Source organism: Pseudomonas sp. AF03-9 (assembly GCF_020515815.1).
GTDB lineage: Bacteria > Pseudomonadota > Gammaproteobacteria > Pseudomonadales > Pseudomonadaceae > Aquipseudomonas.
In genome coordinates this window covers 169,035-191,497 of the sequence record NZ_JAHPJF010000001.1, presented here as the reverse complement: position 1 = coordinate 191,497, position 22,463 = coordinate 169,035, and the positions used below count along the sequence as shown (strand labels likewise).

Genomic DNA, 22,463 nt, shown 5'->3' with positions numbered 1-22,463 from the left:
AGTCGACGATAGAACCTTTCGCGCGGCGGTGGTTCATAGCGGTGAGTGCGGCGTGCCATATTTAGTGCTAAAACTCTAATTTCTGTTTAAAAACCAAAAAAGGAAGCAGTGATGACGGTGGCCTTCTGGTGTGTGTTGATTGCGATTTTCCTGCCTTACCTGTGCACGGGGGTGGCCAAGTTCAGCGGCGGTAAGTTCGGGCCCCGGCAGAACCATGATCCGCGTGCGTTCCTGGAGACGCTTGATGGGGTCGCCAAACGTGCGCACAACGCGCAGCTCAACAGTTTTGAAGTCACCCCGGCGTTTGCGGCGGCGGTGATTGTCGCGCACCTGGCCGGCACGGCTGAGCTGGTGACGATCAATGTGCTGGCGGTGTTGTTTATCACCAGTCGCCTGCTGTACATCATTTGTTACCTGGCGGACTGGGCGATGTTGCGTTCACTGGTGTGGTTCGTGGGCATGGCGTTGATTGCGAGTTTCTTCTTCATCTCGATCTAAAGCCTGATAACGATCCCCTGTGGGAGCGGGCTTGCCCGCGAATGCGGTGGTTCAGCATCAGATGTGCTGACTGACACGCCGCTTTCGCGAGCAAGCCCGCTCCCACATTTTTGATCTTCAGCGCTTGTCAGCTCCCGGTAGTGACTTGCGGCACTTGTGGCAATGCTGCGCCTTTAGGCCACAACATCCAGATCTGCCCCTGCTGCTTCATATTCCCCGCCAGCTCACCCGCTGCTGCGCCAGTGCCCCAGAACAAGTCTGCACGCACTTCGCCGGTGATTGCACCGCCCGTGTCTTGCGCGGCTACAGGTCGCGCGATGGGCGAGCCATCCGGCTTGGTGGTGGACAGCCACAACAGACTGCCCAACGGAATCACCTTGCGATCCACCGCCACGCTGTAGCCGGCAGTCAAGGGTACGTTCAACGAACCGCGCGGGCCTTCGTTGCTGTCGGGGCGCACGCTGAAGAACACGTAGCTGGGGTTGCTCGCCAGCAGTTCCGGGATGCGCTGCGGGTGGGCCTTGGCCCAGGCACTGATGGTGCCCATGGTCACGTCTTCTTTCTTCAACTCGCCTTGCTCCACCAGCCAACGCCCGATAGGGCGGTAGGGGTAGCCGTTCTGGTCGCCATAACCGATGCGCAGTTGGCGTCCGCCGGCCAGTTGGATACGGCCCGAGCCCTGGATCTGCAGGAATTGCAGGTCCATCGGGTCGGTCAGCCAGGCAATCGGCTTGGCGGTGGAGCCCTGGCCATTGATCGCACTGGCGTCGTCGTAAGGCTTGAGTACCCGGCCTTCGAGGCGGCCGCGCAGGCGCTTGCCCTTGAGTTCTGGGTAGATGCTTTCGAGGTTGACGATGATCAGGTCATCCGGCACGCCGTACACCGGCACGTCGGCTTTGGCGGTCTTGGTCAGGCTGCCGGGGTAGACCGGTTCGTAGTAGCCGGTGATCAGGCCGTTAGGCGTGTTGTCGGCCGAACGCAGGCCGAAGACATCCAGGCGCTCTTTGAGAAAACCGCGTACCGCCTCGGCATTTCCCGGCACCGTAGCCGCTGCGGCGCAGGTCGCGCCCCAGATCGGGTCGGCCTTGAGGCGTTGGCAGGCACTGCGCCAGGATTCAAAACCGGCCAGCAGGTCGCTGTCGGATACCGCCGGCAAGGCTTCCCAGGGCGCGCTCACATAGGTGGCCACGGCGTGGGGTTTGGAAGTTTCATCTTTGGCTGTTTCTTTCCCCGCATCGCAACCGGCAAGCAGCGCGATCAGCGGTAGAGCCCACGCCAGGCGGCGGCTCCAAGGGTTGAGGGTGATATTCATACGCGTATTTCCTGAAGCGATTGCCCGCGCCGTAGCGCCTGTTGGGCAACCCTTATTATTAATAGGGCTATTGGTCTTTGTGGGCTGGGCGAGGATACTGGCCGCCGTTTCCCGTGACCCTGAAGCCACCATGACTTTTAAACGATTGACCGTTGTATTGCTGGCCTGCCTGACACTGTCTGCCTGCGGCGGCGTTGATCCGAATTCGCCCTTGGGCCAGCGCAAGGCGATCTTCAAACAGATGCTCAAGACCGGCGAAGACCTGGGCGGCATGCTGCGTGGGCGCATCCCGTTCGACGGCGCCAAATTCGCTGAAGGTGCGGTCAAGCTGGACGCGTTGTCCCATGAGCCATGGAAGCACTTTCCGAGCGTGCGCGAAGAAGACCATAGCAGCGCCAAAGATGATGTCTGGCAGAAACAGGCGCAATTCCAGGAATTGGCCCGCAACCTTGAAACGGCCACCGGTGAATTGGTGACCGCCAGCCAGGTGCAGCCTTACAAGGCCAGCAACCTGGGGCCTGCGGTGCAGAAAGTCGAAGATGCCTGCAGCGCGTGCCATAAGCAGTTCCGCGACCACTAAGCGATTTTACTGGTCGAGCTCTTCCACAGCGTCCTGCAGCTCTTTACGCGACTCGGCAAGCTTGTCCTTACGCTTGTTGATCTTGTCCGCGTCGCCTTTTTTCATGGCCTTGTCGAGGTCGGCCTGACGGCGACTGACTTCGTGCTTGGCGTCGAGTACCTTGTTTTCCCGTTCCTTTTTCAAGGAGGCGTCGGTGCAATTGGCGGTGACTTCGCTCAGGGCTTTTTCCAGGCCGGCTTGCTGGGCGCTGTTGCCGTGGGCCTTGGCTTGTTCGATCTGGGCGCTGATGGCCTGGCGCTTGGCGGCGCAGCCGGTGAGTTGCGGGGCGTCTTCGGCGGCCAGCAACGGCGTGGCCATGAAGCTTGCGACGGTCAGCAGGGCAAACGGTGCGAGAAATTTCATGTGGAGCTCCAAGGTCGCAATCTGATGGCCGGGCGGGTTCAAAACCCGTCGATCCCGGCCGCGCGTAATGTTTCAGCCATGGCCAGCACCTGCGGGTCGCGAAAAAAGGCGCTCAATTGCGCCGCGCGACCGGGGCCGATGCCGTCGGTTGCCAGCCAGGCTTGGGTGTCTTTGGCAGCCAGGGTGTGCCAGCCGCCTTCCAGGTTGTTGCGTGCCGTAGGCGGTACGCCGAGGGCTTTGAGCCATTGTGCAAAGGGCCGTTGTCGCGCGCTGCGCAGGCTGTCGAGCACTCGCGCGCGACTGCGATCACCGAGGCCGTCAATGTTAGCAAGCTCTGCCGCATCCAGGGTCAACCAATCGAGAAAGCCTGCGATTAGACCGGCCTGGATCAATACGTTCCACGTCTCGCGGCCCACATGGGGCAGCGCCAGGCCCTGATTACTGCTGAGCCAGGTGAGGCGGGCGAGCAATTGCTCTTCGCAACCGGGGTCCAGTTGCCAGCAACTGAGGGCGTGAAAGGCGCCGGCGTCGGGGGCGTGCACCTCGACACGCTCGGTGTTGCGCAAAATCACCTCGTCCAACCGCGGGATCACCTGGCCTGCGAGGCTGATGGACACCTGATCGCCGGGGCGTATGTCCAGCGCTTGCCAACGTTTCAATGAGCCGGTGCTGACGCGACTGATCTGCCGGTCATCCAGGCGCACCGGTTCCAGTTCCAGGATCGGCGTGATGCGCCCGGTGCGGCCGATCTTGAACTGCACCTTGCGCACCAGTGCCAGGGCCTTGGTGACCGGGTACTTCCACGCGACCACCCAGTAAGGCGCGCTGACTTTCCAGCGCTCGGCCGGTGCGCGTAGTGCCTGGTGCAGTACCACCCCATCGCTGGCGAAGGGCAACGGGTGGGTGTACCAATAAGTGCGCCAGTGCGCGGCTTCGCTGATGCTCCGGACCGGCTGGCTGTAGCGCTGGCTGTCGGTGAAACCCAGGTGTGCGAGGGTATTCAGGCGTTCGTTGAATGAGGCCGGGCCGTCGGGCCAGGCCCAGACAAACAGGCCGATACCGGCGGCGTCGGCGTCGCTCAGCTGTTGGCGGTTCATCAGCCCGGCCACCTTGCTGCGGGCATTGAGCCCGCCGTGTACCGATTGCACATGGTCGGTGAGGCGCCAATAGAGTTCACCTTGCAGGACCAGGTCGATGGGCTCCGGCAGGTGCTGGACAATGCCGGGGATCCTGCGTGCGGCGGCTGACCAGTCCTGGCCCTGGAGACCGTCGCCGCGGCTGATCAACCGGCTCAGGCGGCCCTTGCGATACACCAGGGTCACAGCCACGCCATCGATCTTGGGCTGAATCCAGACATCCTGGCGGGTGCTCAGCCAGGCCTCGACAGCGTGTTCATCCAGGAGTTTTTCCAGGCCGGTATGGGCGACGGGGTGGGGGTGGGTGCCCCGGGAACTGGCCAGGGGGTTGTCTGCTGGCGCCGTGGGTTGGGGCGCGCACTCGCGCCAGCGGGCCAGGCGTTGGCGGGCCTGGTCGTAAAGCTCGTCGCTGATGGGGGACTGCCCGAGCCGGTGGTAACTATCGTCCCACTGGCGGATCTGCGCGGACAGGCTGTTGATCTGTGTCCGGGCGTCATCGGGGCAATCCTCGGCCCACGCCCAAAAAGCGCACATGCTGAGTAAAAGAGCCATCACTGAACGCATCATGAGCATCCTTGCTCGGAAGGGGAACCCAGCCTAAATGATCCACACGCCCACAAAAAAGCCCCGACGGTGCGGGGCTTTTTACGGGGTGTTTCTGCTTACTTGAACAGGCCGCCCAGTGCTTTCACGGCGTCGTTCTTGTCGGCCTTGGCTTCGGTGGTTTGCTGCTTGGCGTCGGCCTTGGCCTGGGTTTCGGCGAGTTTGTCACAACCTTTGTTGACTTGGTCCTGCGCCGCTTTGAAGGCCTTCACGGACAGCGTGTCGTTCTTGGCTTCGGCGGCATCGATCTTGGTTTGCAGGTCTTTGGCGTGTTGTTGGCAGTCGCCGGAGTTGCCGCCCAGTTGGGAACTCAGGGCGCCGCTCAGTGCGCTCAAGTCGGTGCCGGCGTGAGCAGGCAGGGCGAACAGGCTGAGCAGAAGGGCAGCAGGGGCGAGCGTGGAGATGCGCATGAAAAACCTCAATGTTCGATTGCTCGCGCGCGGATGAATCCCGGGCTGGCGCAAGGCAATATCCAAATAAGGTGAAGGCCCGAGAGGGCGCGGATTCTAGTGGGCCATTATTTGGCCTGCAAGGTTTGGATCCAAAAAATGTGAACATCACCGCGAATCATCCGGCAATAAAAAGCCCCGCCGGGCGAACCCGGCAGGGCTTTGGGTACTGCGGGCGATTACAGGCCGGCAGCGACGCGCAGGTCGTTGGCGCGGTCGGTTTTTTCCCAGGTAAACGTGGTGAAGGTGTCGTCGCCAACCGTCTTCTGTGCAGGGGTGCGGCCGAAGTGGCCGTAGGCTGCGGTTTCCTGGTACATCGGGTGCAGCAGGTCAAGCATGGTGGTGATGGCGTACGGACGCAGGTCGAAGACCTCACGCACCAACTTGACGATCTTGTCATCGCTGATCTTGCCGGTACCGAAGGTATTCAGCGAGATCGACGTAGGCTGGGCCACACCGATAGCGTAGGAAACCTGGATCTCGCAACGCTCGGCCAGGCCGGCCGCCACGATGTTCTTGGCCACGTAACGACCAGCATAGGCCGCCGAACGGTCAACCTTGGATGGGTCTTTGCCGGAGAACGCGCCGCCGCCGTGACGGGCCATGCCGCCGTAGCTGTCGACGATGATCTTGCGGCCGGTCAGGCCGCAGTCGCCCACGGGGCCACCGATGATGAACTGGCCAGTCGGGTTGATGTGGAACTGGGTGTCTTTGCTCAGCAGTTCGGCCGGCAGCACGTGCTTGACGATCAGCTCCATCACGCCTTCGCGCAGGTCGGCGTAGGACACGTCCGGGTTGTGCTGGGTCGACAGTACGACAGCGTCGATACCGACGACTTTGCCGCCTTCGTAACGGCAGGTCACCTGGGACTTGGCGTCCGGACGCAGCCATGGCAGCAGGCCGGATTTGCGCGCTTCAGCCTGACGCTGCACCAGTTGGTGCGAGAAGGTGATCGGGGCTGGCATCAGCACGTCGGTTTCGTTGCTGGCATAGCCGAACATCAGGCCCTGGTCGCCGGCGCCCTGATCTTCAGGCTTGGCGCGGTCGACACCCTGGTTGATGTCGGGGGATTGCTTGCCGATGATGTTCATCACGCCGCAGGTCGCGCCGTCGAAGCCGACGTCGGAGCTGTTGTAGCCGATGTCGGTGATCACATCACGGACGATCTGCTCCAGGTCAACCCAGGCCGTGGTAGTCACTTCGCCAGCGATGATCGCTACACCGGTTTTCACCAGAGTCTCGCAGGCCACACGGGCGTGCTTGTCTTCAGCAATGATGGCGTCCAGCACCGCGTCAGAAATCTGGTCGGCGATTTTGTCCGGATGCCCTTCAGACACGGACTCGGAGGTGAAAAGGGAGTATTCGCTCATCTCGATGTTTTCCTGATATTTACCGATGGTGAGTGTCGCCAGCCGGTCGCTGAAAATGGCGGACCTGGATCTGGAAACCATTACGTAAACCTACATAGAGGCTTTCCCCGGGAACGAGTCCCGCAGCGGTGGCCCAACGGGCCAGATCGTCCTGTTCAAAACCCAACCAGAGATCACCGCAGGCCTCCTTGGCCCAATTCTGGTTGTGGCTGCATAAATCCGTAACCAACAGGCTACCGCCGGGGTGCAGGAGCCCGGCCATTTGCTTGAGGGCGTCGGCGGGGGCGGCGAAATGGTGCAAGACCATGTTCAGCACCACGCAGTCGGCCTGCAGGGTTGTGCCATTGAGCGCGTCAGCCAGTTGCAGCGTGACGTTGCCCAAAGCCTCGCGCTCGCAGAGCTGGCGCGCCAGTTCGAGCATCGCCGGGCTGTTGTCCAGCGCACTGACGTGCTTGAAACGGCATGCCAGGTCTGGCAGGAAACCGCCATCCCCAGGGCCGACCTCCAGCGCGCTGGCTTCATCACTGAAGCTCAGCTTGTCCAGTAGCGCCAGTACGCTTTCGCGGTATTGGGGCAGACCGGCGATCAGGTCCTGTTGGGCGCGAAACTTCTCGGCCACCCGTGAGAAAAAGTCCTGGCTGGCCGCAGCACGTTGCCCGTGGACCTGGGCGATGCGCGCTTGCACGTCGCCCGGCAGGTTCAGGCCATCGACTTCTTCAAGCAGGGCGGCGTGCAGCTTGCCGCCGAGCAGGTCGGTGTGGGGCAGGGCGCGACGGTAGAAGATTGCGTTGCCTTCGCGGCGGGTAGCCACCAGTTCGGCCTGGGCCAGCACCTTCAGGTGGTGGCTCATGCCGGATTGACCGATGGCGAAGATCTGCGCCAGTTCCAATACGCCAAACGAGTCGTTGGCCAGTGCGCGCAGTACGTTCAAACGCAACGGATCGCCGGCGGCCTTGCACAAGGCTGCCAGTTCATCGCCGTCATCGGGACGCAGGGAGGGCACGGGTAGATTCATAAGGCCAGCAGTCTAGTGACGGGTGCAAGGCATCGCAAGGTCAATATCAAAAAGTTTTGATATTGATCGATAAGTGGCGGTCATAAGCAAGCACTCCAGCCTTTAGACGAACGGGTGGCCGATTTCTGCAAGGGATTGGCGCACAAAGGGCAGGAAAAACCGCTCAAGTGACTATCTGTCATTGCCCGCAGGCGGTGGCTGAGGGAAAATGCCGGTCCTTTTTTCCGTTTCTTTTTATTCAAACCCCAGGAGATCAGCGATGCCCAGCCGTCGTGAGCGTGCCAACGCCATTCGTGCCCTCAGCATGGATGCCGTGCAAAAAGCCAACAGCGGCCATCCCGGTGCCCCGATGGGCATGGCGGATATCGCCGAGGTACTTTGGCGTGACTACCTGAAACACAACCCGAGCAATCCATCGTTCGCCGACCGTGACCGCTTCGTGCTGTCCAACGGCCACGGCTCGATGCTGATTTACTCGCTGCTGCACCTGACCGGCTACGACGTCACCATCGATGACCTCAAGAGCTTCCGCCAGCTGCACAGCCGCACCCCGGGTCACCCGGAATTCGGCTACACCCCAGGCGTCGAGACCACCACCGGTCCCCTGGGCCAAGGCCTGGCCAACGCGGTTGGCTTCGCGCTGGCGGAAAAAGTCCTGGGCGCACAATTCAACCGCCCTGGCCACGACATCGTCGACCACCACACCTACGTGTTCCTGGGTGATGGCTGCATGATGGAAGGCATTTCCCACGAAGTCGCGTCCCTGGCCGGCACCCTGGGCCTGGGCAAGCTGATCGCCTTCTACGATGACAACGGCATCTCCATCGACGGCGAAGTCGAAGGCTGGTTCACCGATGACACCCCGAAGCGTTTCGAAGCCTACAACTGGCAGGTGATCCGCAACGTCGACGGCCACGATCCGGAAGAGATCAAGACCGCCATCGACACCGCTCGCAAGAGCGCACAGCCGACCCTGATCTGCTGCAAGACCACCATCGGCTTCGGTTCGCCGAACAAGCAAGGTAAAGAAGACTGCCACGGCGCCCCACTGGGTGACGCGGAAATCGCCCTGACCCGTGCTGCGCTGAAATGGAACCACGGCCCGTTCGAAATCCCGGCCGACATCTACGCCGAATGGGATGCCAAGGAAAAAGGCCTGGCGACCGAAGCCGAGTGGGACCAGCGTTTCGCGGCCTACTCCGCCGAGTTCCCGGAGCTTGCCAACGAGCTGGTACGTCGTCTGGCCGGTGACCTGCCTGCCGACTTCTCGGAAAAAGCCTCGGCCTACATCGCCGAAGTCGCGGCCAAGGGCGAGACCATCGCCAGCCGTAAAGCCAGCCAGAACACCCTGAACGCCTTTGGCCCGCTGCTGCCGGAGATCCTCGGCGGTTCGGCCGACCTGGCCGGTTCCAACCTGACCCTGTGGAAAGGCTGCAAGGGCGTGACGGCGGAAGACGCCAGCGGCAACTACATGTACTACGGCGTACGTGAGTTCGGCATGAGCGCCATCATGAACGGCGTGTCCCTGCACGGCGGCCTGGTGCCTTACGGCGCGACCTTCCTGATGTTCATGGAGTACGCACGCAATGCCGTGCGTATGGCTGCGCTGATGAAGAAGCGCGTGATCCACGTTTACACCCACGACTCCATCGGTCTGGGCGAAGACGGCCCGACACACCAGCCGGTCGAGCAGCTGACCAGCTTGCGTACCACGCCGAACCTTGACACCTGGCGTCCAGCCGACGCGGTGGAATCCGCCGTGGCCTGGAAGCACGCCATCGAGCGCAAGGACGGCCCTTCGGCGCTGATCTTCTCGCGTCAGAACCTGCAACACCAAGTGCGTACCGACGCGCAGATCGCCGACATCGCCCGTGGCGGTTATGTGCTCAAGGACTGCGCTGGCGAGCCGGAGCTGATCCTGATCTCCACGGGTTCCGAAGTGGGCCTGACCGTTCAGGCGTACGACAAGCTGACTGAGCAAGGCCGCAAGGTGCGTGTGGTTTCGATCCCGTGCACCAGCGTGTTCGATGCCCAGGACGCCAGCTACAAGCAATCGGTCCTGCCGTTGCAGGTCAGCGCGCGTATCGCCATCGAAGCGGCTCACGCCGACTACTGGTACAAGTACGTGGGCCTGGAAGGCCGCGTGATTGGCATGACCACCTACGGTGAGTCGGCGCCGGCGCCAGCGTTGTTCGAAGAGTTCGGTTTCACCCTGGACAACATCCTGGGTCAGGCTGAAGAGCTGCTGGAAGACTAAGGCTGTAAATTGGGGTGGCTGTACTGACGCCTTCGCGAGCAAGCCCGCTCCCACACTTGACCGAGTTCCAGCATGAGAATGCGGTCAAAATGTGGGAGCGGGCTTGCTCGCGAAAGCGGTCTAACAGTCACCCCTCTACCCAAGGTAATCGAGAACCCCATGCCTCAACCGCGTCCCTACAAAGTTGCACTCAACGGCTACGGCCGCATTGGTCGTTGCGTCTTGCGTGCTCTGTTCGAGCGAGGGGCGGCTGCCGGGTTTGAAATTGTTGCGATCAACGATCTGGCCGACATGGCCAGCGTCGAATACCTGACACGCTTTGACTCCACCCACGGCCGTTTCCCAGGCGAAGTGCGGGTCGAGGGCGATTGTCTGCATATTAATGGCAACTGCGTGCAGGTCCTGCGCAGTGCCACCCCCGAAGGCATCGACTGGAAAGCACTGGGCGTCGACCTGGTGCTGGAGTGTTCCGGTGTCTATCACACCCGTGCCGATGGCCAGCGTTTTCTCGACGCCGGCGCGCCGCGTGTGCTGTTTTCCCAGCCGATGGCCAGCGAGGCGGATGTCGACGCCACCATCGTCTACGGCATCAACCAGGATTGCCTGACCGGTGCGGAGCTGTTGGTGTCCAACGCCTCCTGCACCACCAACTGCAGCGTGCCGTTGTTGCGCCTGCTGGATCAGGCGATTGGTGTGGACTACGTGTCGATCACCACCATTCACTCGGCGATGAACGACCAGCCGGTGATCGACGCCTACCACCATGAAGACCTGCGTCGTACGCGTTCGGCGTTCCAGTCGGTGATTCCGGTGTCTACCGGCCTGGCGCGTGGTATCGAGCGACTGCTGCCGGAACTTGCCGGGCGAATCCAGGCCAAAGCCGTACGGGTGCCGACGGTGAACGTGTCTTGCCTGGACATCACCATGCAGACCGTGAGCGACACCGATGCGACGGAGGTCAACCGAATCCTGCGCGACGCCGCCACCAGCGGCCCGCTCAAAGGCCTTTTGGCCTACACCGAGTTGCCCCACGCCAGTTGTGATTTCAACCATGACCCGCATTCGGCGATTGTCGATGCCAGCCAGACCCGCGTTTCCGGCCCGAGGCTGGTGAACATCCTGGCCTGGTTCGACAACGAATGGGGTTTTGCCAACCGCATGCTGGATGTTGCAGGACACTATCTGCACATCGCCTCCAAACAACCTCAACAGTAATTCAGGAACTGCGACCCATGACCGTGTTGAAGATGACCGACCTCGATCTGCAAGGTAAGCGCGTACTGATCCGCGAAGACCTCAACGTCCCAGTCAAGGACGGTGTTGTCACCAGCGATGCGCGAATCCTGGCCTCGCTGCCGACCATCAAGCTGGCCCTGGAAAAAGGTGCGGCCGTGATGGTCTGCTCCCACCTGGGTCGTCCGACCGAAGGTGAGTTCTCCGCCGAAAACAGCCTCAAGCCTGTAGCCGATTACCTGAGCAAGGCCCTGGGCCGCGAGGTGCCGCTGGTGGCTGACTACCTGGCTGGCGTCGACGTTAAAGCCGGCGACATCGTGCTGTTCGAAAACGTGCGCTTCAACAAGGGCGAGAAAAAGAACAGCGACGAACTGGCCCAGCAATACGCAGCGCTGTGCGACGTGTTCGTGATGGACGCATTCGGCACCGCTCACCGTGCCGAAGGTTCGACCCACGGCGTGGCCAAGTTCGCCAAAGTCGCCGCTGCGGGCCCTTTGCTGGCCGCTGAACTGGACGCACTGGGCAAGGCCCTGGGCGCGCCGGCGCAACCGATGGCGGCCATCGTTGCCGGTTCCAAAGTCTCCACCAAGCTGGACGTGCTCAACAGCCTGAGCCAGATCTGCAACCAGCTGATCGTTGGCGGCGGTATCGCCAACACCTTCCTGGCCGCCGCCGGCCACCCGGTGGGCAAGTCGCTGTACGAGCCGGACCTGCTCGACACCGCCCGCGCCATCGCCGCTAAAGTCAGCGTGCCATTGCCGGTAGACGTGGTCGTCGCCAAGGAATTCGCCGAGAGCGCCGAAGCCACCGTCAAGCTGATCGCAGACGTGGCTGCCGACGACATGATCCTGGACATCGGTCCGCAAACCGCGGCCAATTTCGCCGAACTGCTGAAAGCCTCCCAGACCATCCTGTGGAATGGCCCGGTCGGCGTATTCGAGTTCGACCAGTTCGGCAACGGCACCAAGGTGCTGGCCAAGGCCATCGCTGAGAGCTCGGCGTTCTCGATTGCCGGCGGTGGCGACACCCTGGCGGCCATCGATAAATATGGCGTTGCTGATCAGATCTCCTACATTTCTACCGGGGGTGGCGCGTTCCTCGAGTTCGTCGAAGGCAAAGTCCTGCCAGCGGTTGAAGTGCTGGAAACACGGGCCAAAGGCTAAGGCGCGTGATCCGGAAAAGGAGCATTCCCATGATCAAGACGTTGGCACTGGTGATCGCAGCGGGCCTGTTGGCCGGCTGCGGCAGCACGCCGAACGCGGCGTCCGAGGCCGGAACGCCTGGGGCGCAGCCGAAAAAAAGCTGCTACCAGGCTGACTGGCAAGCCGAGACCATGCCGGTGATCAACAAGCGCATCGGCAATGAACGGCTGGAGAAATACGACGCTGCGCCCAACGGTCAGGAACAGGGTTGTCCTTGACGGGTCTGATCAATTGGCGGCCGTTGGTCGCCTCACGAGGATTGGCAATGAAAGGCGTTTTCGCCCTGGCAGCCCTGGCCCTGTTGGCCGGCTGCAGCAGCATGAACATGTTCAACAAGGCAGAGCCTGCCGACAAGTGGACCACCTGGACCTGCGACAGCAAGGCCGAGGTCAACTGGCGCTTTGCCAATGCAGCCCGCAGTGAGGTGGACGTACGCCTCGGCGGTTCTGACCAAGTCTACCGCCTCAAGCAAGACGTCGCCGCCTCGGGTGCGCTGTACGCCAACGACCAATTGGCGTTTCACACAAAAGGTGAGGAAGGCCTGGTTTACTGGGTCGCCACCGACGATTTGATCGGCCGTGGCTGCAAGGCCCAGTAAGAACTCGATCTCAAGACAAATGAGATCCAAATGTGGGAGCGGGCAAGCCAGCTCCCACATTGACCCCGTTTCAAATTGAGATGGGTTAAATCCAATCAGCAATAACGATTCAGCAGGCCAGGCATGCAAACCCTGACCGGCAATAACTTGAATAGCAGCCGCCGCTACGGCAGGCTTGCACGATTAACGACCCTCGACCGGGAGAGACAACACAATGGCACTTATCAGCATGCGTCAAATGCTGGACCACGCAGCCGAATACGGCTACGGCGTCCCAGCCTTTAACGTCAACAACCTTGAGCAGATGCGCGCCATCATGGAAGCCGCTGACAAGACCGACTCCCCCGTGATCGTCCAGGCTTCGGCCGGTGCCCGCAAATACGCCGGCGCGCCGTTCCTGCGTCACCTGATCCTTGCCGCGATCGAAGAATTCCCGCACATCCCGGTGTGCATGCACCAGGACCACGGCACCAGCCCTGACGTGTGCCAGCGCTCCATCCAACTGGGCTTCAGCTCGGTGATGATGGACGGCTCCCTCGGCGAAGACGGCAAGACCCCGACCGACTACGAGTACAACGTACGCGTTACTCAACAAACCGTCGCCATGGCCCACGCCTGCGGCGTGTCGGTTGAAGGCGAGTTGGGCTGCCTGGGTTCCCTGGAAACCGGCATGGCCGGCGAAGAAGACGGCATCGGCGCCGAAGGCGTGCTGGATCACAGCCAGATGCTGACCGACCCGGAAGAAGCCGCTGACTTCGTCAAGAAGACCCAGGTCGACGCCCTGGCCATCGCCATCGGCACCAGCCACGGCGCCTACAAGTTCACCAAGCCACCTACCGGCGACGTGCTGGCTATCGACCGCATCAAGGAAATCCACAAGCGCATCCCCAACACCCACCTGGTGATGCACGGTTCTTCCTCGGTGCCGCAAGAATGGCTGGCGATCATCAACCAGTACGGCGGCGACATCAAAGAAACCTACGGCGTACCGGTTGAAGAAATCGTCGAAGGCATCAAGCACGGCGTGCGCAAGGTCAACATCGACACCGACCTGCGTTTGGCGTCCACCGGTGCGATGCGTCGCCTGATGGCCACCAACCCGAGCGAGTTCGACCCGCGTAAGTTCTTTGGCGCCACGGTGACTGCGATGCGTGATGTGTGTATCGCGCGTTATGAAGCGTTTGGTACTGCCGGTAATGCTTCGAAGATCAAGCCGATCTCGTTGGAAGCGATGTACCAGCGGTATTTGAAAGGTGAGTTGAACGCCAAGGTCAACTAAGCCCCGAGCGTTTGAAAAGAAGCCCGCAGCGATGCGGGCTTTTTCGTGCCTGCTGATTCAAACAACAGTGAAACGTAGATTCTGCGAGATGACAGTGTAAGTTCCGGATGCGTTTGTCTGTTCGAAATAAATATCGTAGATACCAGGTAAGCCGAATTTGAACCGTACCTCCGCCTCGTAGTGCTCGCGTTTATTGGTAATGAATGCCTGCAAGAGGGCAGGGGTCAGCAGCGTGGTGATAACAGTCACCGTGGGGAAACCGGCAGAGGGAACCGGGTACAAGTAATAGGTGATCGTGTCATTGATCCGGGTGTCTATGTCGAGCAGGTGATAGAGGACGAGATACCTGATATTGATACTGACTACCGGCAAAGTCTGAGGGCCGGTGAAAAAACTCCCAGGCGGTACCGCGTTATATATTTTGGGTTGGTTGCCCGATGAAAATCCAGAGACAGGAGCTTGAGCAATAGTAATTAAGCTGGGCATCAACTACTCCGGGGTAACGTGGCTATCGGTAGGGCAATCTCTGGCTCAGTCACTCAACTGCGTCCGACGTTGTGATCTGAGTGCGGTGCCGTGTGCCAAGTCTAAAGGGAGTTGATGTGCCCTCCACCTGTGAAACTTGACAGTGTTTTATAGAAGTTGGCTATATCGATGGTTTTTTCCATTCCCCAGTGTGCTGAAGAATGAAAAAAACCGTGCTGACAGGGTGTCGGTGTTCAGTCGTGATCAATATCCAACTTTGCAAAGGTCACCTTCGCGCCTTCCTTGCTATCTCCACTGTTGTCCTGCACATACGCCCCCGCCTTGAAATACAACGGCTTCGCCCCCCACGCCGCACCAATGCGTTCGTTCCACTCGCCATCCGCGGCATACACGCTGAGCAACCCTGCCTTATTCAGATTGATCACGTAGGTGAAGCTCTTCTCCAGCGGCACATTCGAAGCGACGATCACTACCCGCCCTTCATCCTCATCCGGGCGCATGCGCACTTTGGCGACGATGTTGCCGGTCTGGGTCTTCTCCTTGAATTGATACTCCAGCTTGATCAGCGGTTTCTGGCTGTCGTAGGCGTGAATCTGCCCGATCACGATCTTGCCCGAGGATGGCACTTGATTGACCGCCAGGGTCGCGCGCAGGAAGTTGTCCGCATCCGGGTAGGTCCAGTTGCGCAAGCGCCCATCGGCGTAGGTTTCGCGCAGTTCGCTGCGTGGGTAGATGGCGTTTTCGGTGCGGGTGCCGGTCACGGGGGTCCAGAACTGCACGTTGCTGCCTTCGGCCTGGAAGTATTGATCGTTAAAGCCGCTCATCAGCTTTGGCGTATCGATGGTCGCAGGTGGGGAGCCGACAGGGATGCTCAGGTTCCAGGTAGAGAGGTCGATCATGGCGTAGGCCTTTTTACAGAGGGGTGAAAGCTTTGGCCCGGAGGCCAGACAAGTTCTTTATAGGCGGTGCTTGTCCGGTTGTTAAACACTGGTTGGCAACTTATTGGCGTCAGCGAAATGTCAAAAAGCCATGTTTCCCATGAACCGCGGGCTGTAGCGGTTGACCGTTAGTCGGCTGACTGAACTTTGCGTCTATCATGGCATCCACGTCACTTCTGATTTTCAGGAACCGGGTCTAGAGTGACGTCTCAGGGTTTGTCCGGGTTTTCTCTCAAAAATGACCGGAATTGCACCTTAAGGAAGAGAAGCAGCATGGATTGCGCTCCACACAACGGCGATGGCAGTTCGGTTCTTTTGGTGGTCGACGACTACCCGGAAAACCTCATCAGCATGCGTGCGCTTTTGCAGCGTGAAGATTGGCGGGTGATGACCGCCGCGTCCGGCATGGAAGCGCTGGAATTACTGTTGGCCCACGAAGTCGACCTGGTCTTGCTGGACGTGCGCATGCCCGGCATGGACGGTTTTGAAGTGGCGCGGCTGATGCGTGGCAGCCAGCGCACGCGCATGACCCCGATTATTTTTCTCACCGCCAATGCGCAGTCGCCCGCCGCCGTGCAGGAAGGTTATGCCAGCGGGGCGATCGACTACCTGTTCAAACCGTTTGACCCGCATATCCTCAAGCCCAAGGTCCAGGCGTTGCTGGAACACCAGCGCAACCGCCGGGCCTTGCAGCGCCTGAGTCATGACCTGGAGTCCGCCCGCGCCTTTAATGCCTCGGTGTTGGACAACGCCGCCGAGGGCATTCTGGTGGTGGGCGAGGGCAGTGTGATCCAGTACGCCAACCCGGCGATTTCGCGGTTGTTGAACGCCACGATGCTCGAGTTGCAGGGCGAGAGCTTCCTGAGCTTCCTGCAAAAGCCCCACGTGCCCGCCTGGCTGAGCTTCCCCATGTATGAGGCGTACTGCAAAGGTGAGACGTGGCGCCAGCACGACGCCATTTTGCGCACCAGTCGCGGCCAGCAGGTGGCGGTGGCCTTGTCCAGCGCGCCATTGCCCGCCGAGCAGAAGGCCATGGTGGTGACGGTGCTGGACATGTCCGAAGTGCGCCACCTGCATCAGCAGCTGGAGTTCCAGGCGGTGACCGACCCGTTGACCGGCCTGCTGAACCGGCGCGGCTTCTACCAGGCGGTGGAAAGCACGTTACTGCGCAGCGAACGCAACGAGAACGCGCTGGTGCTGCTGTACCTGGACCTCGATGGTTTCAAGCGGGTCAACGACTCCCTTGGCCATGATGCGGGGGATCGTGTATTGCGTTGGGTCTCGGAACAGATGCAGGCATGCCTGCGCTCCTACGACATTCTGGGGCGCATGGGGGGCGACGAATTCACCGCGCTGCTGGAGCTGGAATTCCCCGAGCAAGCGGCGAAGATTGCAGAAAAACTCATCGAGCGCGTGTCGATCTGCCAGCAGGTTGACGGCCTGGATGTGATGCTTGGCGTGAGCATCGGCATCGCCACGTTCCCCGACTGCGGCGCGGACTTGAGCGGCCTGTTGCGTGCAGCCGACATCGCCATGTACGAAGCCAAGCGCGCCGGGCGTCAGCAGTATCGCTATTACGATCAAGACATGAACGGCCGCGCCCGCTCACGCCTGATGCTGGAAGACAGCGTGCGCACGGCCATCGAGAACAGAGATTTCACACTGGTGTACCAACCCCAGGTGTCACTGCTGGACGGGCGTTTACGTGGCGTCGAGGCGTTGTTGCGCTGGCAGCACCCCAGTGTCGGTGATGTGCCGCCAGGGCTGTTTTTGCCGCTGCTGGAAGAGGCGCGGTTGATCAGCCAGTTGAGCGCCTGGATCTACCAGCAAGTCGCCGCCCAGCGCCAGGCCTGGCAAACGTTTGACCCGGAGTTGGTGCTGAGCGTCAGCCTGAGCGGCAACCAGTTCAATATGCCCAACCTCGCCGCCCAGTTGCAGCAGGTGGTAGAGCGCCATGGATTGCAGGGGCGCCAGCTGGAAGTGGAGATCAGCGAAGACTGCCTGACCAGCAACCTGGAAGAGTCGGCCAAGCAACTCAAGCTGCTGCGCCAGATCGGGGTGCGCATCGCGCTGGATGACTTTGGTTGCGGCCATTGTTCCCTGGCCCATCTGCGTGACCTTGAGTTCGACACCCTCAAGCTCGACCCGCAACTGGTCGCCCGTCTGCCGGGATCGACCCGGGATGCGGCGATGGCGCGCAGCATCATCGAACTGTGCGGGCACTTTGATGTGCTGGTGGTTGCCGAAGGGGTGGCCACCCAGGCGCAGGCGGATTGGCTCAAGTCCAATGGTTGCGCGTTTGCCCAGGGCCCGCTGATTGCGCAACCGCTGATGGCCGACGAAGTCGCCAGCTGGCCGCACCCTCGGCAGGTCTGAATTCGTTACACTGGCGGCCATTCGAACCCTGTTGCAGACCCCATGACCGCGCTGAAATACCTCCAGGCCTATCCCGCTGCGCTCCAGGAGCAAGTGCGCCAACTGATCGCCAAGGACCAGTTGGGCGCCTACCTTGAGCAGCGCTACCCTGAACGTCACGCCGTGCAGAGCGACAAGGCCCTGTACGCCTACGCCCTGGCCTTGAAGCAGGAACACCTGCGCAACGCGCCGGCCATCGACAAAGTGCTGTTCGACAACCGCCTGGACCTGACCCACCGCGCCCTCGGCCTGCATACGACGATTTCACGGGTGCAGGGCGGCAATCTCAAATCCAAGAAAGAAATCCGCATCGCGGCGCTGTTCAAGGACGCGGCGCCGGAGTTCCTGCGCATGATCGTCGTTCACGAACTGGCGCACTTCAAGGAATCGGACCACAACAAGGCGTTCTACAAACTCTGCGACTACATGATGCCGGGCTACCATCAGGTGGAATTCGACCTGCGGGTGTACCTCACGTATCGCGACCTGCAAGGCAAGCCCTGACCGCATAAGGCGACCGACCATGGATGTGAGCAAAACCAAGAGCAGCTTCTACCGCCGCCTGTACGTGGCGTACCTGATCGACAGCGGGCTGGCGAGCAATGTGCCGGCATTGACCGACGTCACCGGCATGCCCCGGCGCACGGCGCAGGACACGATTGCGGCGTTGGCCGACTTGGACATCGTGTGTGAATTCGAGCAGGAAGACGGGGCGCGCAATCATGCGGGGCAGTATCGGATCCGCAGCTGGGGGGCGATTGATCGGGGGTGGATTGCGGGGAATCTGGCTTCGGTGAAGCAGGTGTTGGGGTATCCCTGAAGTTTTGTGGTGAAGGGGCTGGCGTTATCGCAGCGATGCGGCGACCCGACAAGCCAGCTCCCACATTTTGACTGTATTCACAAATCAGAATGTGGGAGCTGGCTTGCCTGCGATGCGGCCCTCAGACCCGCCGCATCCCAATATGCGGAATGTCATCCTCCAGATATTCCTCTCCCGCCACCACAAACCCATACCGCCCGTAATACCCCTGCAAATGGGCCTGGGCCGACAGAAAGATCGGCGTCTCGGGCCAGATGTCGGCAATCCGCTTGAGCGTCTCTTCCATCATCTGGTGGCCCAACCCGGTGCCCCGCGCCACCGGCGCCACGATCACCCGGCCGATGACCACATCGCCGCCCTGGGACTCCGGGTCCAGCAGGCGCAGGTAGGCCACCAACTGGTCATCCTGCCAGGCCATCAGGTGGTGGGTGTCGCCTTCCAGATCCTGCCCGTCGATGTCTTGGTAGACGCACTTTTGCTCGACGACGAACACCTCGCCACGCAGGCGCAGGATCGCGTACAACTGCTCCTTGCCCAGGTCGGTGTGATGTTTGCAGACCCAATCGACTGTCATGGCGAAATCTCTTATCAGTAGGTGTTCTGGATAGTAAGCGCGACGAGCGATTGTGTCTAAATCAGCTATTTTTTGTGAGTGAAATCAATTTGCCATCATTGGGTGCATTCGCCGCCCGTTTCTTTGTGTAATCTTGAGCTACTGTTAGAACCTCTGGGCCCGCCAAGGATGTTGAGCATGCCGCGATTGTTTCGTGCCGTTGCTTTGATTGGAGTGTTGTTGCTGGCCCAGCCGGCGTTCGCACAGCGTTTACGCTTGGTGGCGGATGCCTGGCCTCCCTTTACCGATGCCACCTTGATCAATGGCGGCTTGGCCACCGACATCGTCAGCACGGCCTTGGCCCGTGCCGGCTACGCCAGTGATTTCGAGCAGGTGCCCTGGGCCCGTGCGCTGATGGGCGTGGGTGACGGGCGCTACGACGTGCTGGTCAACGCCTGGTACGACGATGCCCGTACCCGGCTGGGCCAGTTTTCCGGCGAGTACCTGCTCAACCGCGTGCGTTTCATCAAGCGACGCGACGACCCTATCGAGTTCAACAACCTTGAGCAATTGCACGCGTACCCCATCGCGGTGGTGCGCGGCTATGCCTACTCCGCAGCGTTCGACGGCGATGCGCAGTTGCAGAAAGTCCCGGTGCACAGCTTCGCCATGGCCGTGCGCATGCTGGCGGCGCAACGGGTACGGCTGACGGTGGAGGATGAATATGTGGCGCGCTATTACCTGGCACGGGAGTCGCCCAAGGTGCGCAATGCGGTGGAGTTTCTACCCACACCGTTGAGTGAAAACAGCCTGCATATCCTGGTGAGCCTGAAGAACCCCGAACACGCGCAGATCGTTGCCAGTTTTGATCGGGAGATTGCCCGGATGAAGGATGATGGCAGTTATGCGCGGTTGATGAAGGCGCATGGGATGTAGTGTCTGGAAGGGCCTCTTCGCGAGCAAGCCCGCTCCCACATTGAAACGCGTACATCATTTGGAATGCGGTCAAATGTGGGAGCGGGCTTGCTCGCGAAAGCGATTTAAGCCTCGCCAGTCTCTTTGATCAAATGCGCCGCCAGAGTCCGCAACGGCCCCAACTGCCGACAAATCAACGCCAACTGCGTCTGCACCAATCGCTGCCCCTCATCAATCTCATCCGGCATCTGCTCCAGCTCCGCCGCCAACGCTTCCTCGGCATCACTCTGAATCGCAATCGGCTGCTTGTTCGCCAGCCCCGTGGCGATTTCATCGATGCTCGTCGCCAATGTCTTGCCGGCGCCGTCGATCAGATGCTCGCGCACCTCGGCCGGCAACTGCGTTTCGCGGTGCGCCCCCAGCCCCGACAAGTAGCTGAGCAAGGTGTGTGACAGCACCAGGAAGCGAAAGCCCACATCGGCTTCCTTGCGGAAGTGCCCCGGCTCCATCAGCATGTTCGCCAGGGTGGTGGACAGCGCCGCATCGGCGTTGTGCGCGTTGCGCCGGGCCAGGCGATAGGCGAGGTCGTCGCTCTTGCCGGCGGCGTACTGCTGCATGATCTGGCGCAGGTAGATGCTGTTGCAGGTCAGGGTATTGGCCAGCACCTTGTTCAGGCGTCGACCTTGCCAGTCCGGCAGGAACAGGAACACCGCCAGGCCGGCGATCAGGCTGCCAAGCAAGGTATCGAACAGGCGCGGCAGGAACAGCCCGTAGCCGTCGCCCACCTGGTTGAAGCAGAACAGCACCATCAGGGTGATCGCCGCCGTGGCCAGGGTGTAGCGGGTGGTGCGGTTGATAAAGAACACCAGGCCGGCGGCGATGGCGAACATCGACTGCACCAGCGGGCTGGGGAACAGATCAAACAGCGCCCAGGCCACGGTCAGGCCGATGGCGGTGCCGATGATCCGCTGGCCGAGCTTGCGCCGCGTGGCGCCGTAGTTCGGCTGGCACACGAACAGTGTGGTGAGGATGATCCAGTAGCCTTGCGAGGCGTGGATCGCATGCAGCATGCCGTAGCCGACGGTCAGCGCCAGGGACAGGCGCAGCGCATGGCGGAACAGCAACGAGGTCGGCGTCATCTGCGTGCGCAGGCGCGTCCACATTTCCTTGAAGTTGCGCGGGGCACGGTCGAGCAGGTTGCTGTCGGTGGCGTCGGCCAGGCTATCGGGGTTGCTCGCGTCGCCGAGCAGGCGGTCCAGTGTGGACAGGTTGGCCGCCAGCGCCCGCAACGAACGCAACAGGCCGCGCCAGGCCGGGTTGCTCTGGATGCGCAGGTGTTCCAGGGATGCGTTCAGGTCACCCAGGGCTTCGGCGAAGCTGGCGTCATAGATGAACGGCTGGCGCAGTTGGATCGACTCGGCCAAGGCCTGGCAGGCCTTGCCTTGCTGGCGCAGCAGGCGCTGGCAGCGGAACAGCACGTCACTGTGGAAAAAGGCTTCGGCCAGGGCGTTGTAGGGGTAGTGCGACGAGCTGGCGCGTTCGTGGATGTCCTGGGCGAGGAAGTACAGCTTGAGGTAGCGACTGACCTTCGAACCCGGTCGGCCATTGCCCACGCGGTGCAGGATGATTTCCTTCGCGGCATTCAGCGCGGCGACCACCCGGCCGTTTTGCTGGGCCAGTTCCAGGCGGCGCGCTTCCACATCCAGCTGGCGGATCGGTTCGAACAGCGACGATTTGAGCTTGAGGTAGCGCCCCAGTTCGCGGAACAACCGCGCCAGGCTCTGCTGCACCGGCTGGTTGGAAAACAGCGCCTGCCACAGCACCGACAACGCGCCATACCAGGCCGCACCGGCCACCAGCAGCAGCGGCTCATGCCAGAAGTCCGAGACCGCGCCACCGCGCTGGTCCACACCGATCATGGTGTACACCGACAGGATCAGCGTCGCCGAGGCAATCGCCCCGTAGCGTTCGCCCAGGGCGCCGAGCATGGTCAGGCAGAAGGTGGCCAGGGCCAGGGAAATCGCGAAAATCCACGGGTAGGGGAACAGCAACTCCACGGATAGCGCGGCAATGCTGAAACACACCAGCGTCACTGCCAGGGCGTTGAGGCGGCCTTGCCAGCTGTCGTCGGTCTCGGCCAGGGCACTGGCGATAATCCCCAGGAACAGCGGGATCAGCAGGGTCATCTCATCCTGATACCAGCACAGCGCCATACTGCCGGTGAGGGCGATGAACACCCGGATGCTGTAGCTGAATTTATCCAGCGCCCACAGGCGGCGCAGGGACTGCTTGAACGAGGTCGATGACATGAAGGCTGGAGTCTTCCGGGACGATGCCGTTAAGTTGGCGCATCAGTGACGCCACGGCAAGGGTCGTGATCACATCTACTCGCAATTATTTCA

The 22,463-nt window shown here is 61.1% G+C and carries 22 protein-coding genes; 12 read left to right on the top strand and 10 right to left on the bottom strand.

Annotated elements, in window-relative coordinates; all coding sequences use genetic code 11:
• Positions 1-111: 111 nt before the first annotated feature.
• Positions 112-498: an MAPEG family protein gene (locus LIY36_RS00870; protein ID WP_192299926.1), complete on the top strand. Its 387-nt coding sequence runs from the start codon at positions 112-114 to the stop codon at positions 496-498.
• 127 nt (positions 499-625) lie between these two features.
• Here LIY36_RS00870 and mltA read toward each other — a convergent pair whose 3' ends face one another.
• A complete protein-coding gene (gene mltA, locus LIY36_RS00865) occupies positions 626-1,810 on the bottom strand; it encodes a murein transglycosylase A (RefSeq protein WP_226454534.1) in 1,185 nt (394 codons plus the stop codon).
• A 130-nt stretch (positions 1,811-1,940) separates the two neighbouring features.
• On the opposite strand from mltA, the gene LIY36_RS00860 reads away from it, so the two are divergent.
• Entirely contained in the window at positions 1,941-2,390 is a 450-nt protein-coding gene (locus tag LIY36_RS00860) for a c-type cytochrome (protein WP_226454533.1), read from the top strand.
• Between the two features lie 6 nt (positions 2,391-2,396).
• On the opposite strand, the gene LIY36_RS00855 is transcribed toward LIY36_RS00860, so the two are convergent.
• From LIY36_RS00855 to LIY36_RS00835, 5 genes are all read right to left on the bottom strand, one after another.
• Positions 2,397-2,792, bottom strand: a complete 396-nt coding sequence (locus tag LIY36_RS00855; protein ID WP_192299923.1) for a DUF1090 domain-containing protein — start codon at positions 2,790-2,792, stop codon at positions 2,397-2,399.
• Positions 2,793-2,830: 38 nt separating this feature from the next.
• Positions 2,831-4,495 (bottom strand): NAD-dependent DNA ligase LigB, encoded by a 1,665-nt coding sequence (gene ligB / locus LIY36_RS00850; RefSeq protein ID WP_226454532.1) that lies wholly within the window; start codon positions 4,493-4,495, stop codon positions 2,831-2,833.
• A gap of 95 nt (positions 4,496-4,590) precedes the next feature.
• Positions 4,591-4,941 carry a hypothetical protein gene (locus LIY36_RS00845; RefSeq protein ID WP_192299921.1) on the bottom strand — a complete coding sequence of 117 codons (351 nt, stop codon included), beginning with the start codon at positions 4,939-4,941 and terminating at the stop codon, positions 4,591-4,593.
• A 218-nt stretch (positions 4,942-5,159) separates the two neighbouring features.
• Positions 5,160-6,350, bottom strand: a complete 1,191-nt coding sequence (metK, locus tag LIY36_RS00840; RefSeq protein WP_192299920.1) for a methionine adenosyltransferase — start codon at positions 6,348-6,350, stop codon at positions 5,160-5,162.
• A gap of 19 nt (positions 6,351-6,369) precedes the next feature.
• A complete protein-coding gene (locus LIY36_RS00835; protein ID WP_192299919.1) occupies positions 6,370-7,365 on the bottom strand; it encodes an ArsR/SmtB family transcription factor in 996 nt (331 codons plus the stop codon).
• Positions 7,366-7,624: 259 nt separating this feature from the next.
• On the opposite strand from LIY36_RS00835, the gene tkt reads away from it, so the two are divergent.
• The 6 genes from tkt to fba all read left to right on the top strand — a co-directional run bounded on the left by tkt (position 7,625) and on the right by fba (position 13,934).
• Positions 7,625-9,622, top strand: coding sequence for a transketolase (tkt, locus tag LIY36_RS00830; protein ID WP_192299918.1), 1,998 nt, complete (start codon positions 7,625-7,627; stop codon positions 9,620-9,622).
• A gap of 159 nt (positions 9,623-9,781) precedes the next feature.
• Positions 9,782-10,837, top strand: coding sequence for an erythrose-4-phosphate dehydrogenase (gene epd, locus LIY36_RS00825; protein ID WP_192299917.1), 1,056 nt, complete (start codon positions 9,782-9,784; stop codon positions 10,835-10,837).
• 17 nt (positions 10,838-10,854) lie between these two features.
• On the top strand, positions 10,855-12,018 hold the full coding sequence (locus LIY36_RS00820) for a phosphoglycerate kinase (protein ID WP_192299916.1): 1,164 nt from the start codon (positions 10,855-10,857) through the stop codon (positions 12,016-12,018).
• A 29-nt stretch (positions 12,019-12,047) separates the two neighbouring features.
• The gene (locus LIY36_RS00815) at positions 12,048-12,275 is read left to right on the top strand and encodes a hypothetical protein (protein ID WP_192299915.1); all 228 of its coding nucleotides are present in this window, start codon (positions 12,048-12,050) and stop codon (positions 12,273-12,275) included.
• A gap of 47 nt (positions 12,276-12,322) precedes the next feature.
• Positions 12,323-12,655: an MliC family protein gene (locus tag LIY36_RS00810; protein WP_192299914.1), complete on the top strand. Its 333-nt coding sequence runs from the start codon at positions 12,323-12,325 to the stop codon at positions 12,653-12,655.
• A 214-nt stretch (positions 12,656-12,869) separates the two neighbouring features.
• Positions 12,870-13,934, top strand: a complete 1,065-nt coding sequence (gene fba / locus LIY36_RS00805; protein ID WP_192299913.1) for a class II fructose-bisphosphate aldolase — start codon at positions 12,870-12,872, stop codon at positions 13,932-13,934.
• A 57-nt stretch (positions 13,935-13,991) separates the two neighbouring features.
• Here the strand turns inward: fba and LIY36_RS00800 are convergent, their stop codons facing one another.
• Together LIY36_RS00800 and LIY36_RS00795 are read right to left on the bottom strand one after the other, a co-directional pair.
• Positions 13,992-14,420: a hypothetical protein gene (locus LIY36_RS00800; RefSeq protein WP_226454531.1), complete on the bottom strand. Its 429-nt coding sequence runs from the start codon at positions 14,418-14,420 to the stop codon at positions 13,992-13,994.
• A gap of 233 nt (positions 14,421-14,653) precedes the next feature.
• Positions 14,654-15,319: a polysaccharide lyase family 7 protein gene (locus LIY36_RS00795; protein ID WP_226454530.1), complete on the bottom strand. Its 666-nt coding sequence runs from the start codon at positions 15,317-15,319 to the stop codon at positions 14,654-14,656.
• A 312-nt stretch (positions 15,320-15,631) separates the two neighbouring features.
• Between LIY36_RS00795 and LIY36_RS00790 the strand changes: the two genes are divergently transcribed.
• Genes LIY36_RS00790 through LIY36_RS00780 form a run of 3 tightly spaced genes read left to right on the top strand, consistent with a single transcriptional unit; the run spans position 15,632 to position 18,593 of the window.
• Entirely contained in the window at positions 15,632-17,734 is a 2,103-nt protein-coding gene (locus LIY36_RS00790; RefSeq protein ID WP_226454529.1) for a putative bifunctional diguanylate cyclase/phosphodiesterase, read from the top strand.
• A gap of 42 nt (positions 17,735-17,776) precedes the next feature.
• The gene (locus tag LIY36_RS00785; protein ID WP_017735682.1) at positions 17,777-18,277 is read left to right on the top strand and encodes a M48 metallopeptidase family protein; all 501 of its coding nucleotides are present in this window, start codon (positions 17,777-17,779) and stop codon (positions 18,275-18,277) included.
• A 19-nt stretch (positions 18,278-18,296) separates the two neighbouring features.
• On the top strand, positions 18,297-18,593 hold the full coding sequence (locus LIY36_RS00780; protein WP_192299909.1) for a winged helix-turn-helix domain-containing protein: 297 nt from the start codon (positions 18,297-18,299) through the stop codon (positions 18,591-18,593).
• A gap of 121 nt (positions 18,594-18,714) precedes the next feature.
• Here the strand turns inward: LIY36_RS00780 and LIY36_RS00775 are convergent, their stop codons facing one another.
• Positions 18,715-19,167 (bottom strand): GNAT family N-acetyltransferase, encoded by a 453-nt coding sequence (locus LIY36_RS00775; RefSeq protein WP_226454528.1) that lies wholly within the window; start codon positions 19,165-19,167, stop codon positions 18,715-18,717.
• Between the two features lie 177 nt (positions 19,168-19,344).
• Here LIY36_RS00775 and LIY36_RS00770 point away from each other — a divergent pair, with 177 nt between their 5' ends.
• The gene (locus LIY36_RS00770) at positions 19,345-20,082 is read left to right on the top strand and encodes a substrate-binding periplasmic protein (protein WP_226454527.1); all 738 of its coding nucleotides are present in this window, start codon (positions 19,345-19,347) and stop codon (positions 20,080-20,082) included.
• 104 nt (positions 20,083-20,186) lie between these two features.
• Here LIY36_RS00770 and yccS read toward each other — a convergent pair whose 3' ends face one another.
• On the bottom strand, positions 20,187-22,370 hold the full coding sequence (yccS, locus tag LIY36_RS00765) for a YccS family putative transporter (protein ID WP_226454526.1): 2,184 nt from the start codon (positions 22,368-22,370) through the stop codon (positions 20,187-20,189).
• Between the last annotated feature and the right edge of the window lie 93 nt (positions 22,371-22,463).

Bases quoted from the DNA above. Each gene is read 5' to 3' on its own strand.
- LIY36_RS00870 (WP_192299926.1), top strand. From the start codon at position 112: ATGACGGTGGCCTTCTGGTGTGTGTTGATTGCGATTTTCCTGCCTTAC.
- mltA (WP_226454534.1), bottom strand. From the start codon at position 1,810: ATGAATATCACCCTCAACCCTTGGAGCCGCCGCCTGGCGTGGGCTCTA.
- LIY36_RS00860 (WP_226454533.1), top strand. From the start codon at position 1,941: ATGACTTTTAAACGATTGACCGTTGTATTGCTGGCCTGCCTGACACTG.
- LIY36_RS00855 (WP_192299923.1), bottom strand. From the start codon at position 2,792: ATGAAATTTCTCGCACCGTTTGCCCTGCTGACCGTCGCAAGCTTCATG.
- ligB (WP_226454532.1), bottom strand. From the start codon at position 4,495: ATGATGCGTTCAGTGATGGCTCTTTTACTCAGCATGTGCGCTTTTTGG.
- LIY36_RS00845 (WP_192299921.1), bottom strand. From the start codon at position 4,941: ATGCGCATCTCCACGCTCGCCCCTGCTGCCCTTCTGCTCAGCCTGTTC.
- metK (WP_192299920.1), bottom strand. From the start codon at position 6,350: ATGAGCGAATACTCCCTTTTCACCTCCGAGTCCGTGTCTGAAGGGCAT.
- LIY36_RS00835 (WP_192299919.1), bottom strand. From the start codon at position 7,365: ATGAATCTACCCGTGCCCTCCCTGCGTCCCGATGACGGCGATGAACTG.
- tkt (WP_192299918.1), top strand. From the start codon at position 7,625: ATGCCCAGCCGTCGTGAGCGTGCCAACGCCATTCGTGCCCTCAGCATG.
- epd (WP_192299917.1), top strand. From the start codon at position 9,782: ATGCCTCAACCGCGTCCCTACAAAGTTGCACTCAACGGCTACGGCCGC.
- LIY36_RS00820 (WP_192299916.1), top strand. From the start codon at position 10,855: ATGACCGTGTTGAAGATGACCGACCTCGATCTGCAAGGTAAGCGCGTA.
- LIY36_RS00815 (WP_192299915.1), top strand. From the start codon at position 12,048: ATGATCAAGACGTTGGCACTGGTGATCGCAGCGGGCCTGTTGGCCGGC.
- LIY36_RS00810 (WP_192299914.1), top strand. From the start codon at position 12,323: ATGAAAGGCGTTTTCGCCCTGGCAGCCCTGGCCCTGTTGGCCGGCTGC.
- fba (WP_192299913.1), top strand. From the start codon at position 12,870: ATGGCACTTATCAGCATGCGTCAAATGCTGGACCACGCAGCCGAATAC.
- LIY36_RS00800 (WP_226454531.1), bottom strand. From the start codon at position 14,420: ATGCCCAGCTTAATTACTATTGCTCAAGCTCCTGTCTCTGGATTTTCA.
- LIY36_RS00795 (WP_226454530.1), bottom strand. From the start codon at position 15,319: ATGATCGACCTCTCTACCTGGAACCTGAGCATCCCTGTCGGCTCCCCA.
- LIY36_RS00790 (WP_226454529.1), top strand. From the start codon at position 15,632: ATGGATTGCGCTCCACACAACGGCGATGGCAGTTCGGTTCTTTTGGTG.
- LIY36_RS00785 (WP_017735682.1), top strand. From the start codon at position 17,777: ATGACCGCGCTGAAATACCTCCAGGCCTATCCCGCTGCGCTCCAGGAG.
- LIY36_RS00780 (WP_192299909.1), top strand. From the start codon at position 18,297: ATGGATGTGAGCAAAACCAAGAGCAGCTTCTACCGCCGCCTGTACGTG.
- LIY36_RS00775 (WP_226454528.1), bottom strand. From the start codon at position 19,167: ATGACAGTCGATTGGGTCTGCAAACATCACACCGACCTGGGCAAGGAG.
- LIY36_RS00770 (WP_226454527.1), top strand. From the start codon at position 19,345: ATGCCGCGATTGTTTCGTGCCGTTGCTTTGATTGGAGTGTTGTTGCTG.
- yccS (WP_226454526.1), bottom strand. From the start codon at position 22,370: ATGTCATCGACCTCGTTCAAGCAGTCCCTGCGCCGCCTGTGGGCGCTG.